This is a genomic window from Rhizobium favelukesii (assembly GCF_000577275.2).
Classification (GTDB): domain Bacteria; phylum Pseudomonadota; class Alphaproteobacteria; order Rhizobiales; family Rhizobiaceae; genus Rhizobium; species Rhizobium favelukesii.
Genome location: NZ_HG916852.1, coordinates 1,720,731 through 1,733,498, shown reverse-complemented (window position 1 = coordinate 1,733,498; position 12,768 = coordinate 1,720,731). Strand labels below are relative to the sequence as shown.

At 60.1% G+C, this 12,768-nt stretch carries 18 protein-coding genes; 10 read left to right on the top strand and 8 right to left on the bottom strand.

The window, feature by feature from the left end:
• The first annotated feature begins 33 nt into the window (after positions 1-33).
• Positions 34-882: an MBL fold metallo-hydrolase gene (locus tag LPU83_RS47120; RefSeq protein ID WP_231052303.1), complete on the top strand. Its 849-nt coding sequence runs from the start codon at positions 34-36 to the stop codon at positions 880-882.
• Positions 883-894: 12 nt separating this feature from the next.
• Here the strand turns inward: LPU83_RS47120 and LPU83_RS73025 are convergent, their stop codons facing one another.
• A complete protein-coding gene (locus LPU83_RS73025; protein ID WP_167546204.1) occupies positions 895-1,068 on the bottom strand; it encodes a hypothetical protein in 174 nt (57 codons plus the stop codon).
• Between the two features lie 211 nt (positions 1,069-1,279).
• Between LPU83_RS73025 and LPU83_RS47115 the strand changes: the two genes are divergently transcribed.
• Both LPU83_RS47115 and LPU83_RS47110 read left to right on the top strand, forming a co-directional pair.
• Complete coding sequence (locus LPU83_RS47115; RefSeq protein WP_024317846.1) at positions 1,280-1,534, top strand: DUF2188 domain-containing protein; 255 nt, start codon at positions 1,280-1,282, stop codon at positions 1,532-1,534.
• Between the two features lie 2 nt (positions 1,535-1,536).
• Positions 1,537-1,863: a hypothetical protein gene (locus LPU83_RS47110; RefSeq protein ID WP_024317845.1), complete on the top strand. Its 327-nt coding sequence runs from the start codon at positions 1,537-1,539 to the stop codon at positions 1,861-1,863.
• 229 nt (positions 1,864-2,092) lie between these two features.
• Here LPU83_RS47110 and LPU83_RS47105 read toward each other — a convergent pair whose 3' ends face one another.
• The 3 genes from LPU83_RS47105 to ftsZ form a co-directional block, all read right to left on the bottom strand.
• Entirely contained in the window at positions 2,093-2,296 is a 204-nt protein-coding gene (locus LPU83_RS47105) for a hypothetical protein (protein WP_024317844.1), read from the bottom strand.
• A 97-nt stretch (positions 2,297-2,393) separates the two neighbouring features.
• Positions 2,394-3,242 carry an oxidoreductase gene (locus LPU83_RS47100; RefSeq protein WP_024317843.1) on the bottom strand — a complete coding sequence of 283 codons (849 nt, stop codon included), beginning with the start codon at positions 3,240-3,242 and terminating at the stop codon, positions 2,394-2,396.
• A gap of 157 nt (positions 3,243-3,399) precedes the next feature.
• Complete coding sequence (ftsZ, locus tag LPU83_RS47095; protein WP_024317842.1) at positions 3,400-4,428, bottom strand: cell division protein FtsZ; 1,029 nt, start codon at positions 4,426-4,428, stop codon at positions 3,400-3,402.
• A 196-nt stretch (positions 4,429-4,624) separates the two neighbouring features.
• Between ftsZ and LPU83_RS47090 the strand changes: the two genes are divergently transcribed.
• Complete coding sequence (locus LPU83_RS47090; RefSeq protein ID WP_024317841.1) at positions 4,625-4,840, top strand: hypothetical protein; 216 nt, start codon at positions 4,625-4,627, stop codon at positions 4,838-4,840.
• A gap of 89 nt (positions 4,841-4,929) precedes the next feature.
• The gene (locus LPU83_RS47085) at positions 4,930-5,937 is read left to right on the top strand and encodes a ketopantoate reductase family protein (protein WP_024317840.1); all 1,008 of its coding nucleotides are present in this window, start codon (positions 4,930-4,932) and stop codon (positions 5,935-5,937) included.
• Between the two features lie 93 nt (positions 5,938-6,030).
• Here the strand turns inward: LPU83_RS47085 and LPU83_RS47080 are convergent, their stop codons facing one another.
• A complete protein-coding gene (locus tag LPU83_RS47080) occupies positions 6,031-7,188 on the bottom strand; it encodes a pyridoxal phosphate-dependent aminotransferase (protein WP_024317839.1) in 1,158 nt (385 codons plus the stop codon).
• Between the two features lie 210 nt (positions 7,189-7,398).
• Between LPU83_RS47080 and LPU83_RS47075 the strand changes: the two genes are divergently transcribed.
• The 5 genes from LPU83_RS47075 (at position 7,399) to aat (ending at position 11,207) form a co-directional block, all read left to right on the top strand.
• Positions 7,399-8,157 (top strand): DsbA family protein, encoded by a 759-nt coding sequence (locus LPU83_RS47075; protein ID WP_024317838.1) that lies wholly within the window; start codon positions 7,399-7,401, stop codon positions 8,155-8,157.
• 144 nt (positions 8,158-8,301) lie between these two features.
• Positions 8,302-8,739: a type II 3-dehydroquinate dehydratase gene (gene aroQ, locus LPU83_RS47070; protein WP_024317837.1), complete on the top strand. Its 438-nt coding sequence runs from the start codon at positions 8,302-8,304 to the stop codon at positions 8,737-8,739.
• 22 nt (positions 8,740-8,761) lie between these two features.
• Entirely contained in the window at positions 8,762-9,229 is a 468-nt protein-coding gene (accB, locus tag LPU83_RS47065) for an acetyl-CoA carboxylase biotin carboxyl carrier protein (protein ID WP_024317836.1), read from the top strand.
• A gap of 10 nt (positions 9,230-9,239) precedes the next feature.
• Positions 9,240-10,586, top strand: coding sequence for an acetyl-CoA carboxylase biotin carboxylase subunit (gene accC, locus LPU83_RS47060; protein WP_024317835.1), 1,347 nt, complete (start codon positions 9,240-9,242; stop codon positions 10,584-10,586).
• Positions 10,587-10,592: 6 nt separating this feature from the next.
• Positions 10,593-11,207, top strand: a complete 615-nt coding sequence (aat, locus tag LPU83_RS47055) for a leucyl/phenylalanyl-tRNA--protein transferase (RefSeq protein WP_024317834.1) — start codon at positions 10,593-10,595, stop codon at positions 11,205-11,207.
• 3 nt (positions 11,208-11,210) lie between these two features.
• On the opposite strand, the gene LPU83_RS47050 is transcribed toward aat, so the two are convergent.
• From LPU83_RS47050 to LPU83_RS47040, 3 genes are all read right to left on the bottom strand, one after another.
• Positions 11,211-11,642, bottom strand: a complete 432-nt coding sequence (locus LPU83_RS47050) for a DUF2155 domain-containing protein (RefSeq protein ID WP_024317833.1) — start codon at positions 11,640-11,642, stop codon at positions 11,211-11,213.
• 103 nt (positions 11,643-11,745) lie between these two features.
• The gene (locus LPU83_RS47045) at positions 11,746-12,144 is read right to left on the bottom strand and encodes an NADH:ubiquinone oxidoreductase subunit NDUFA12 (protein ID WP_024317832.1); all 399 of its coding nucleotides are present in this window, start codon (positions 12,142-12,144) and stop codon (positions 11,746-11,748) included.
• Between the two features lie 104 nt (positions 12,145-12,248).
• Positions 12,249-12,737: a GNAT family N-acetyltransferase gene (locus tag LPU83_RS47040; protein WP_425301947.1), complete on the bottom strand. Its 489-nt coding sequence runs from the start codon at positions 12,735-12,737 to the stop codon at positions 12,249-12,251.
• Positions 12,738-12,768: the final 31 nt, after the last annotated feature.

The following is a 12,768-nucleotide window of genomic DNA, read 5'->3' as shown; positions in this document are numbered from 1 at the left end:
CTGCTGAAGCTGACTGCCACAGCAGCGGTGGTGATGCTGGCTTCACGCAACGCGATTGCAGCCGATTTCCACCGCTTCCAGCACGGCACGTTCGACATTACCGTCGTCAGCGACGGGTTCCTGACGCTTCCGGCGGAGATCACGCCCGAGGAGCGCCAGGCGATCATGCCACGGCTGGGCGGCAACGCGGCGACCGCTCCCGTTCAGGCCAACATCCCTCTGATCCGCCATGGCGAAGACCTGATCCTCATCGATACCGGATCCGGCAGCCATTTCCAGGCAAGCGCCGGCAAACTGGCGGCGAACCTGCAATCGCTCGGCATCGCGCCGGAGGCGATCACCAAGGTTGTTTTCACCCATGCGCATCCGGATCACTCCGGCGCAACGACGACGATTGACGGCAAGGTTCTTTATCCGAACGCGCAGTATTTCGTCAGCGAAGCAGAATGGGCTTTCTGGACCGACAGGGACTGCGCGACGCATATGCCATCCGCGCTTCATGACTTTGCGCGCGGTGCGCAGCGGGACCTGTTTGCCGTCAAGGACAGGCTAACGCTCCTGCGACCGGATGACGAGATCATTCCCGGGATGCGGATCCAGCAAACCCGCGGACATACACCTGGCCATGGCTCGATCGAACTGGCTGGAGACGGCGGCCTGCTGATCACGGGCGACGCCTGCACCAACGACGTGATCTTCTTCGAAAATCCCGCCTGGCATTTCGGCTTCGACACGGAACCTGAGATCGCGTTGAAGACCCGCCAAATGCTGCTCGATCGCGCGGCGACCGACAAGCTCAAGATGCTCGGCTATCACTGGAGCTACCCGGGCGTTGGCTATGCAGAACGCAAGGATGCTTCCTACCGGTTTGTGTCGGCGTAGGGTTCGGGCAGGTTACTGCGCGCCGGCGGCTTCTTCAGGCACGGCGACCGGCTGCGGCAGTTCTTCCGCAATCTCTTCGGCAACGGTTGCGAGATCGAGGTTCCCCCAGATTGACGCTGACTGGCGACGCTCCGTGCGGCGGGAGGATTTGATTTCGACGATGAACGGCTTCGACTGAGCGCGCATGGGGTTCCTATTGAAAGACGTTGAACGAATCTATCAACGCCCCAAGCCTATGAAGCGTTACGCGCTCGCGCAAGATCACACGTCGCGCTGAATCCAGCCTCACACAGGCCAGGCACGGGGGGAACAAGCATGGGGCGAGCGCGTTCCAGCTTTTCAATCTGGGTGGAGCCTCCATGCAAATTCCTGCGAAAAGTTCTTGAAGGAAAGATCGATGTCGATTACCTACCACGTCGCCGAACATGATGGCGCCTGGGCCTACCGCCTGGACGATGTCTGGTCGGAAACTTTCCCAACTCACGAAGAAGCACTGGCAGCGGCAAAACGAGCCGCGGAGCGACAACAGCTCGGTGGCCAGGGAGCGGACATTACATATCAGCGTGCAGACGGCAGCTGGACAACGGAACGGTCGAACGGAGGCGACCGCCCCGAGGCCGATGTCGTCGATGACGCCAAGGAAAAAGACTAGGAATGACCATTAAAGAACGTTTTCTCAAGCAGCAGCATGCGTGGATGCTCGGCGCATGCTATTCCCGCAAACATCCCGACTTCCATCGTTATGGCGGCGTCGATGTTTCGATCTCGCCCCGCTGGAAAGACAGCGTTGAAACCTTCGTCAATGATATGATCGACAGCCTGCCGCGCAGCCTCTCCGAGCGCCGGATGGCGCTGAGAAATCCGCGTCGCCCGTTTGAGCCCGGCAATGTGGAATGGGTGTTCGCAAGCAAGCACTACGGACTTCGCGCTCCTGATGGCACGCGGCCCGATATGATGGATGCTCGTTCGCGCCGAGCGTAATTCACGCCGTTTACATATTCCAATCTTCGCCGGCGACGGACGCTTACACAGGCTTCCTTCGCCGGCGAGCTTGTTTTAAGGGCGACCGCGCAATCCAATGCTGGGCCACGTGCGATCACTTAAATCGATGTCACCGGTAGGCGACCCCATGTGGCCGGCGCGCAAAACATGCCTAGCTGTCTGTGGCACGTCATCGACAGTGTGTGCGATGCCCAGCCATCGGACATGTTTATCTCGACCGATGCCGCGCGTTTCCCGTCACCACAATCACGGCAATTCCGACCACCGCAGCAAGTGCGCCCCAATAGATCCATTGTGTCTGGTCGATCATGAAGCTTTCCGCCGGATACGGAAAATAGCCACTGCCCTGCCCCATCCAAACCAGCCCGATAAGGATGAGCAGGCCGGCGACAATATAGGCAATCCTCGCCATTCAATATTCCTCCACCAAACCGCTTGCCTAACGCCCCACGCGCGCCCATCGCAGACGCCGAGATCATCGCGAAAGGTGACACCGTGCTGCGACGACCCTACTCCTTCGCAAAATCCGCTCCGAGACTCGTTTCGCGCCATTCCTCGATCTGCGCCAACCGTTCGCGCAGCTTGTTGGTGACATTGCTGTAGCCGATTTCGCCAAGCACGAGATGCCGCGGCGGATTCTCCACTTGCGTGATCCGGATCATCGCCTCGCCGGCGCGCACGGGATCTCCGGCCTGCTTGCCGCTGTAATCCGATGTCTGGCGCATGCGGGAAGCTGCGGTTTCGGCATAGTCCGCAATTCTGCTCTTCGTTTGCCGAAGCGAGCGGCCGGCCCAATCGGTGCGGAACGGACCGGGGGCGACGCAGGTCACCTTGATGCCGAGCGGCCTGCCCTCGGCGTAGAGTGAATCGGAAAAACCTTCGACCGCATGCTTGCTCGCCGCATAGAAACCTGAGCCGGGAAAGCCGATAAAGCCGGCAACCGAGGTGATGTTGATGATGTGGCCATGCCGGCGCTGCCGCATACCAGGCAGGACGGCACGGGTCATCGAAAACAGGCCGAAGACGTTCGCCTCGAACTGATCGCGGATTTCCTGCTCTTCCGCCTCCTCGACCGTTGACTGGTAGCCATAGCCGGCATTGTTGACGAGAACGTCCACGCGGCCGAAGCGCTGCTCGGCAGCCGCGACCGCCGCCTTGACCTGAGCGCGATCGGTCACATCGAGATCCAGCGCCAGCGCGTTCGCGTCATGGGCGGATGCCAGATCGGCAACGCGGGCCTTATCGCGCGCGGTCACGACCGTCGGCCAGCCGCGGGCAATGGTGAGTTTCGCAAGCTCACGGCCGAAGCCAGTGGAGCAGCCGGTGATGAGCCAGACGGGAGACTTGTCCTGAGACATGTGATTTTCCTGATGCTGTCGGGAACGCCTGAATGGGCGAAAGGAGCGAGAGCGGATTTAGGGCCGCCGCCTGATATTTCCAGCGCACGACTACGCCTAAACGACATCGATCAGGAAAAGTCTGCGCGCCCGATCGGACGCGCAGACGACAAGAAGCTTACTGCAGCGTACGCGTGTGCATGTCTTGGCCAGGCGCTACGCCCTGACGGGCCTGCGTTCCAGCCGTCGCCCCGTCGAGGCCCGTCGCCACAACCGCGACGCGGAACTTGCCATCGAGGTTGCGGTCGAAGATCGCGCCAACGACGATGTCGGCCTCATCTTGAACCTCGTCGCGGATGCGGCTTGCCGCTTCGTCCACTTCGAAGAGCGTCATGTCGGTGCCGCCGGAGATCGAGATCAAAACGCCCCTGGCGCCCTTCATCGAAATGTCGTCGAGCAGCGGGTTGGCGATCGCAGCCTCCGCGGCCTTCATCGCACGCCCCTCACCCGAAGCCTCGCCGGTGCCCATCATCGCCCGTCCCATGCCCCGCATGACGGATTTCACGTCTGCGAAATCGAGGTTGATGAGGCCTTCCTTGACGATCAGGTCGGTGATGCAGCCCACACCGGCATATAGAACACGGTCGGCGGTCATGAAGGCATCCGCGAACGTGGTCTTTGCATCGGCGATGCGGAAAAGGTTCTGGTTCGGGATGACGATTACCGTATCAGCCGCTTCGCGGAGCGCCTCGATACCGACATCGGCTGTCTTCATGCGGCGATTGCCTTCGAAGGTGAAGGGCTTAGTAACCACTCCGACCGTCAGGATGCCGGCGTTGCGGGCGGCCTGGGCAATAACAGGTGCTGCCCCCGTTCCGGTGCCGCCCCCCATACCTGCGGTGACGAAGCACATATGCGAGCCAGCCAGATGGTCCATGATCTCATCGATCGATTCTTCGGCGGCGGCGCGACCGACTTCCGGCAGCGAACCGGCCCCCAGCCCTTCGGTTACATGCGCGCCGAGCTGTATCCGGCGGGATGCCTTGGAGGTCGCCAGCACCTGCGCATCCGTATTGGCCGCGATGAAATCGACGCCTTCGAGATTTTCCGCTATCATGTTATTGATCGCATTGCCGCCGCCGCCGCCGACACCAATTACTGTAATTCTGGGTCGCATTTCGGAAATCCCGTTCTTGGCGTTCGTCATCGCAATCTCCTTCGTGCGTTTTTGTCATGGCTCCGCCTCTTTTGGGAACCGAATCGAGCATCAGCTTAGTCGCGCAACAAGGCAGAGCCGGGGCGAAAGAACAAGATGAAGCTTTCTTGAAACTTTATCCGGAACCTTTTTTGCCCTCGCGCTTTATTTTGAATCATCCCCTGCCAGAGAGAGGAGCACCGTGCAGATGCCTACGCCAGTCACCCGCCAGTCAGTTACCCCTCCAAACGAGCATATTCTTACCGCCCAGGAGGCCTTGGAACCGCTCTTTCTCAAGATCGAAGAGGAGGCCGAGGTCCGGATGATCGGCGCTGCCATTCGCGCGGGCTGGTCTGCGGAAGATGCGGTGGCAGCCATCGACGAGCTTCGCCGCAACGAGCTTCTTCCCGGCACCGGCCACTAAAAGCGTCGGGCGGCTTCAAAATATCATTCGCCTCGAGGAATGGATGACCTAAGTTCAGCGCGACCCACCAATCGCGGAAAGATCATCGCATGCCCCTCAAGAATATCTGCATCTTCGGCGCCGGTGCACTCGGCGGCGCCATCGCCTCGAAGTTTGCCTTATCGCTCGGCGCAGAGGTAACGGTTTCGGTCGTTGCGCGCGGCGCTCATCTCGCTGCCATCCGAGGCGACGGATTGCGTCTCCTTGAGGCGGGCGCAGACGCACCCCTCATCGTCAAACTGAGAGCCACCGACGATCCGAGGGAACTACCACCGCAGGATCTCGTGATCACCGGGCTGAAGGGCCATCAGCTCAGCGCTGCCGCGCAGGGAATAGGTCACCTGCTGAAAGACAGCACGCGCGTCATGATGATCCTCAACGGCATTCCGTGGTGGTATTTCCACCGCGATCAGGACAGCGGGCATGCGGAGCTGCAATTCGACGAGCTCGATGAGGGCGGCAAGCTTTGGCGCCTTGTCGGCCCGCAGCGCGTCATCGGCTGCGTCGCCCACCAGGGCGCCGAAGTCAGCAAGCCCGGCGAGGTCCGGCTCAGCAACAAAGGCCACTTCATTCTCGGGGAGGCCTCCGGCGAGATCAGCGCAGATCTGCGCGACATCGAGTCACTGCTGCAGCGCGCCGATATCGGCGTTAAGCTCTCGAGCCGCATCCGCGACGATATCTGGAGCAAGCTGATGGGCAACGCCTCCTTCAACCCGATCAGCGCGCTGACGCGATCATTGATGTCCGATCTGATGGCGGATGCCGCAATCACCGACCAGATCGGGAAGGTCATGAAGGAGGTAAAGGCCGTTGGAGAGGCACTCGGCGCGAATGTCGGGATGTCCGTCGAGCAGCGACTGGAACAGGCCCGGCAGATCGGGCCGGTTCGCACCTCTATGCTGCAAGACCTTCTGGCAGGGAAGTCGCTGGAGATTGCGCCGCTGGTGGGAATGGTCGTTTCATTGGGCCGCCTGACGGCAACGCCGACACCGGTTTCCGAAACGATCCTGGCGTTGGTGTCGCAGCTTGACCGGGAGAATTGCCGACCGGCGAAGTGACTGCGCGAGCGGTCGAGCGGCTTGCTGCGTTCTCGGGAGAACGCTCATGAATTGAATTAGGAAGTCTCCACAAGCCGCTCTGATGAAACAGACTTATTTCAACCACGCTGCGATGCGTTCGACTGCTTCAACGATCTCGGCCTCGGCGCCGGCGTAGGACATGCGCATCGACCGGTTGCCGTCCAGCGGATCGAAATCCAGACCCGGCGTCGCGGCGACGTTGATCTCGGCCAGCATCCGCTTGGCGAACGCCATGCTGTCATTGGTGAAGCGCGTTACGTCGACATAGGCGTAGAACGCGCCATCCATCGGCGATGCAATGGAAAGACCGATTTCCGGCAGACGCTTCAGCAGAAACTCACGGTTGGCCGCGTAGCTCGCCTTGTAGACATCGAGTTCCGCAGTCGCGCCGAGCGCTGCCGTCGCTGCGATCTGCGAGAGTTCGGGCGGCGAGATGTAGAGGCTTTGCGCGACACGCTCGATGGGTCGCACCAGCCGCTCAGGTAGCACCATCCAGCCGATGCGCCAGCCGGTCATGCAATAATATTTGGAGAAGGAGTTGATGACGATCGCCTCGTCCGTCAATTCCAGTGCGCTGGTCTCTTCGCCGGCAAAAGTCAGCCCGTGATAGATTTCGTCTGAAATGAACGCGATCGAATTGGCCGCACAATAGTCGGCCAGCGCTGTCAGCCCCTGGCGGCCGGTCACAGTGCCTGTCGGGTTGGCAGGGCTCGCCAGCAGAACACCCTTCAGCCTGACGTTGTGTGCCGCTTGTGCAGCCTCAAGGCTCTCGGGCGTCAACGTGAAATGCGTGTCGGCAGTGACCGGCACCTCGATCACCCTGAGCCCAAGCGCCCCGAGAATGTTGCGATAGGCAGGATAGCCCGGCAGGGCGATGGCGACCGCGTCACCGGCATCAAACAGCGAGAGAAAGGCAAGGTTGAAACCGGCGGAAGAACCGGTGGTTATCGCGATGCGCGCAGGATCGATTTCCAGCCCATGCCGGTCGCGATAGTGCCAGGCCAGTGCATGCTTCAGCCTCGTCGTGCCGAGCGCGTCCGTATAGCCGATCTTGCCCTCGACGAGTGCGGCCTGCGCAGCCTCCAGAGCGGCGCGTGGCGCCGGATGCGAGGGCTGCCCGACAGCCATGGAAATGACCGGGTGACCGCTCGCTCGCCGCTTCGTCGCTTCGGCCAGAACATCCATGGCATGAAAAGGCTCGACGTCGCTGCGTTGGGAAATGGAAAACAAGATCGCTTCTCTCTAACTTTGCTTGCGGCCAGACAATTGCCGCAATAATCGGATCATCACAATCCCGCGATTGAACTGCGGATGCGAAATTTCCTGTTTGAAGACGACCGGACGCACCTTAATTTGGCGGCATCGGAGTGCCGCCGTTAACCGGGCAGTGTTATCCGGTGCCTAGAACGATGCATACGAACTGCGAAAGACGAGGATATAATGGCCATACTTCCGAAAATCTTCACCGCGCTGGCGCTGACTGCCTCTGTGGCAACGGCCTACCCGGCGGCAGCGCTCGATGAGGCGCAGAAGAAGGAGTTCGGCGAGTTCATCAAGCAGTATCTGATCGAAAACCCGGAGATCATGCTGGATGTTCAGGATGCCCTGCAGAAGAAGCAGGAGCAGACGCGCCTCGTCAAAGCCAACGCGGTGATTGCTGACAACAAGTCGACGATCTTCGATTCGCAGTACGACGTGACGATCGGCAATCCGAAGGGTGACATCACGATCGTCGAATTCTTCGACTACAATTGCGGCTATTGCCGCCACGCACTTTCCGACATGCAGACGATGCTCGAAAAGGACAAGAACGTCCGCTTCGTGCTCAAGGAATTTCCCATCCTCGGCCCGGAATCGGTTGCCGCGCACAAGGTCTCCGATGCATTCCGCAAGCTGGCGCCGGAGAAGTATAGCGCGTTCCATGTCGCTCTTCTCAGCAGTGATGGCCGCGCCGACGAAGCGAGTGCAATTGAAGTCGCCGCCTCACTTGGTGTCAGCGAAAAGCAAATCCGTGACGAGATGGCCAAGAGCTCCAGCGACGCCTCCGTGAAGGAGACCTATCAACTTGCCCAGAGCCTCGGCATTACAGGCACGCCGTCCTACGTGATTGGCAACGAACTGGTTCAGGGCGCAGTCGGTTTCGATGACCTCGAAGCCAAGGTCAAGAACATGCGCGCCTGCGGCAAGACGAGTTGTTGAGACGGCGCCCATCAAATCGCCAAAATCGACGCGTTTCAGCCATGTGGACAAATGTGGCGCGATTCCGGCTGCCTCTTCCAAAGGGCTTTCATTAGGTCCGTTGGGAGTCTATAGGTTGCCGTCTCGCACTTGATGGAACACTCGATGACGCAAACGATATTCGTCCTGAACGGGCCCAACCTGAATATGCTCGGCAAAAGAGAGCCGGGCATCTATGGCGGCAAGACGCTTCAGGATATCGAGGCAGATTGCAAGGCAGCAGGGCAGGAACTCGGCTTCGATATCGATTTTCGCCAGAGCAATCACGAAGGTATGCTCGTCGACTGGTTCCATGAAGCGAACGACAAGGCCGTTGGTGTGGCGATCAACGCCGGAGCCTACACGCATACGTCGGTCGCGCTCCACGACGCAATTCGCGCTATTTCCATTCCGGTGATAGAGCTTCATATCTCCAACGTCCACGCACGAGAAGAATTCCGCCACAAGTCGATGATTGCGCCAGCGGTGAAAGGCGTCATCTGCGGCTTCGGGCCTCACAGCTATATTCTGGCGCTGCATGCGCTGAAGAATCTCACGGCATAAGAAGAACACAGGGCAAACACTCATGGCTGAGAAGAAAAACGGTATCGATCAGGCGCTGATCCGCGACCTCGCGAACATCCTCAACGATACGGATCTGACGGAAATCGAAGTCGAGCAGGACGATCTGCGAATTCGCGTTTCGCGCGCCGGCAACACCCAGTACGTCCAGGCTCCGATCGCTGCGCCCGCATTTGCCGCGGCACCGGTCGCTGCAGCTCCAGCCGCAGCGGCGCCTGCGGCCCCCGCGCGCAACCCTGCCAACACCGTCAGCGCCCCGATGGTCGGCACGGCCTACATGGCTCCGGCTCCGGGCGCGCGTCCCTTCATCGAACTCGGCGCCACGGTCAAGGAAGGCCAGACGCTGATCATCATCGAAGCGATGAAGACCATGAACCAGATCCCTTCGCCGAAGTCCGGCAAGATCACAGAAATCCTGGTCGAAGACGGAAGCCCCGTCGAATACGGCCAAGCCCTCGTCGTCATCGAATAAGGCGAGCGTCATGGTCTCGAAAATCCTCATCGCCAATCGCGGAGAAATCGCGCTTCGCGTGCTGCGCGCATGCAAGGAGCTCGGCATTCCCTGCGTCGTGGTTCACTCGACTGCTGACGCCGATGCCATGCATGTGCGCCTGGCTGACGAGAGCGTCTGCATCGGCCCCCCGCCGTCGCGCGAAAGCTATCTGAACATCCATCAGATCGTCGCCGCCTGCGAGATCACCGGCGCCGACGCGGTGCATCCGGGCTACGGTTTCCTCTCCGAAAACGCCAAGTTTGCGGAAATCCTGGAAGCGCACGGCATCACCTTCATCGGCCCGACGGCGGAACACATCCGCCTCATGGGCGACAAGATCACCGCCAAGACGACCGCCCAGGAACTCGGCATCCCCGTCGTTCCGGGCTCCGATGGCGAGGTGAAGACCGAGGAAGACGCGCTGCGGACTGCCGCCGAAATCGGCTATCCGGTGCTGATCAAGGCAACCGCCGGTGGCGGCGGCCGCGGCATGAAGGTTGCCAAGTCCGAGGTCGACCTGATCGAAGCCTGGTCGACGGCCCGCACCGAAGCGGCAGCCGCTTTCGGCAACGACGCCGTCTACATGGAAAAGTACCTCGGCAAGCCGCGCCACATTGAAATCCAGGTATTCGGCGACGGCGAAGGCAATGCGATCCACCTCGGCGAACGCGATTGCTCGCTACAGCGCCGCCACCAGAAGGTCTGGGAAGAAGCCAATTCTCCTGCATTGAATGTCGAGCAGCGCATGAAGATCGGCGAAGTCTGCGCCGATGCCATGCGCAAGCTGAAGTATCGCGGCGCCGGCACGATCGAGTTCCTGTACGAGAACGGCGAGTTCTATTTCATCGAAATGAACACCCGCCTGCAGGTTGAGCATCCGATCACCGAGGCGATCACTGGCATCGACCTGGTTCACGAGCAGATCCGCGTCGCCTCCGGCGGCGGACTCTCCGTCAAGCAGGAAGAGATCAACTTCCACGGCCATGCGATCGAGTGCCGCATCAACGCCGAGGACGCACGTACCTTCGTGCCCTCTCCCGGCACGATCACGCACTTCCATGCGCCGGGTGGCCTTGGCGTGCGCGTCGATAGCGGCGCCTATCAGGGCTACAAGATCCCGCCATACTACGACAGCCTCATCGGCAAGCTCATCGTGTTCGGCCGCACACGCGTCGAATGCATGATGCGTCTGCGCCGCGCGCTCGACGAGTTCGTCGTCGACGGTATCAAGACGACGCTGCCGTTGTTCCAGGATCTGGTCGACAACCAGGACATCGCCAACGGCGATTACGACATCCATTGGCTGGAAAACTATCTGGCCAAGAAACCGGCGTAACAACGAATGGCAGGATCGCGCAGGAAGTCTCCAGGCATTACACCGGAAATCCTCCTGCGCGCCTATTCTATCGGCCTCTTTCCTATGGCCGAGTCGGCCGACGACCCGGAAATATTCTGGGTCGAGCCCGATCTTCGCGGCGTCCTGCCGCTCGACGAATTCCACGTTTCGAAAAGCCTCGCCAAGGCGATCCGACGCAAGCCGTTCGACATCCGCTTCAACCACGATTTCGATGCGGTAATCGCAGCCTGTGCAGCAGAGACCGGGGACAGGCCGAGCACCTGGATCAATCAGACGATCAGGACGCTTTATTCGACGCTGCATCGCATCGGCCATGCGCACTCGGTCGAGGCGTGGGACGGCGACGAACTTGTCGGCGGATTATACGGAGTGTCGCTGGGCTCGGCGTTCTTCGGCGAAAGCATGTTCTCACGCCGGACAGACGCTTCGAAGATCTGTCTCGTTCATCTCGTGGAACGGCTGCGAGCCAAGGGTTTTACCCTGCTCGACACACAGTTTACGACCGAACACCTAAAGACTTTCGGAGCCATAGATGTTCCGAAGGACGAGTATACCCACATGCTAGCGGCGGCGATGGCTTCACCACATCTTGAATTCTGAGAATTACTTGGCCGCTTTATCCGGAGCGGGAACGTTCGAGTTCTGCTTGCAATCCTTCAGCCAGACGTCGTAGATCGGGTGCTCAACGGCATTGAGGCCGGGGCTGTCAGCAAACATCCAGCCAGTGAAGATACGGCGAATCTTGCGGTCGAGCGTGATCTCGTCCACTTCCACGAAGCCATCGATCTTCTGCGCTTCGGTCTGATCGCGGGAATAGCAGGCCTTCGGCGTGACCTGCAGCGCGCCGAACTGCACGGTCTCATTGACATAGACATCGAAGGTCGTGATGCGGCCGGTGATCTTGTCGAGGCCGGAGAATACGGCGACGGAGTTCTCGATGCGGGCAGCGGCGGCAGCCTGCGGCAGAAAGGACGAGCCAAGTGCCAGGGAGACACCGACGGCACGCAGGAGATTTTTCCGCGTGAAAAGCTTCATATCTACCCGTCTCCACAGCATCTTAAAATCGAAGGCCGCAATCGCTGCGGCCATTCTGCGGGTAATGGTCAATTGTGGCCAAAAGCGGGGCCGGCTGCCCTGCTCAGTTGCCAGGTGTCCACGCGTCGTAGTCGCCCGTAACCCGCGGACGTTCGCCAGGAACGACCAGTGAGCCCGGCGGGCGATAAGCCTGCGGCGAACCGGTCTGGTTTGCGCGATGTGGCTTCTGCCATTCCTTGGCGACATAGTTTTCCTGGCTCGGGGGAACGTTCGTGCGGTGATGCATCCAGCCGTGCCAGCCCGGCGGAATCGCGGAGGCTTCGGCATACCCCTTGTAGATAACCCAACGCTTCGGCAGGCCGTAGGACGACATGCCGCCTTCGTAGTAGACGTTGCCCAATTCGTCTTCACCGACGCGCTTGCCGAAACGCCAGGTCGCAAAGCGCGTACCGATCGTCTGACCGTTCCACCAGGTGAAGATTTGCACGAGGAGATTCTTCATGTCTTTTCCTTGAGCTAGCCGAGCGGCGAGCGGGACCAGAATTTGATCCCTCGCTTATGCCGCCAGCGATACGCATTGTCCAGTGATTCCGGCGCCACACCGGCTCATTTCAGCGCCATCTTGAAGCCGAGGTGCGACTGTTTGAAGCCAAGCCGCTTGTAGAAACGGTGCGCATCCGTGCGGCTCGCGTTCGATGCCAGTTGCACGAGGCGCAGGTCGCGACGCTTTGCCTCCGCTATGGCAAACTCGATCATCTGGGCACCGATGCCCTGTCCACGCATGTCACCGCGCGTCTGCACCGCCTCGATGATCATCGATGACGAGCCGCGACCGACCAGCGACGTCACGATCATCGTCTGGAAGGTGCCGACGACCTTCCCGTCGCGCTCCGCCACGTAGAGTGTCTGGTCGCGTGATGTGGCGAGCCGCTCGAAAGCCCTGAGATAATCAGTCGGCCGTGAAGAACTCCCAAGCGGCTGATTTAGCGTAAGAATCGAGCAATCTGCAGATCTTCTAATTGCAGGAAACAGCCGACGAATAGGCTGTTTCCTTGCAAAATCAGTTTGAGGTTTCCCTGGTTGGCGAAGCGTGATTCACTGGGTTATCGCGATGAATCGGAGAGCC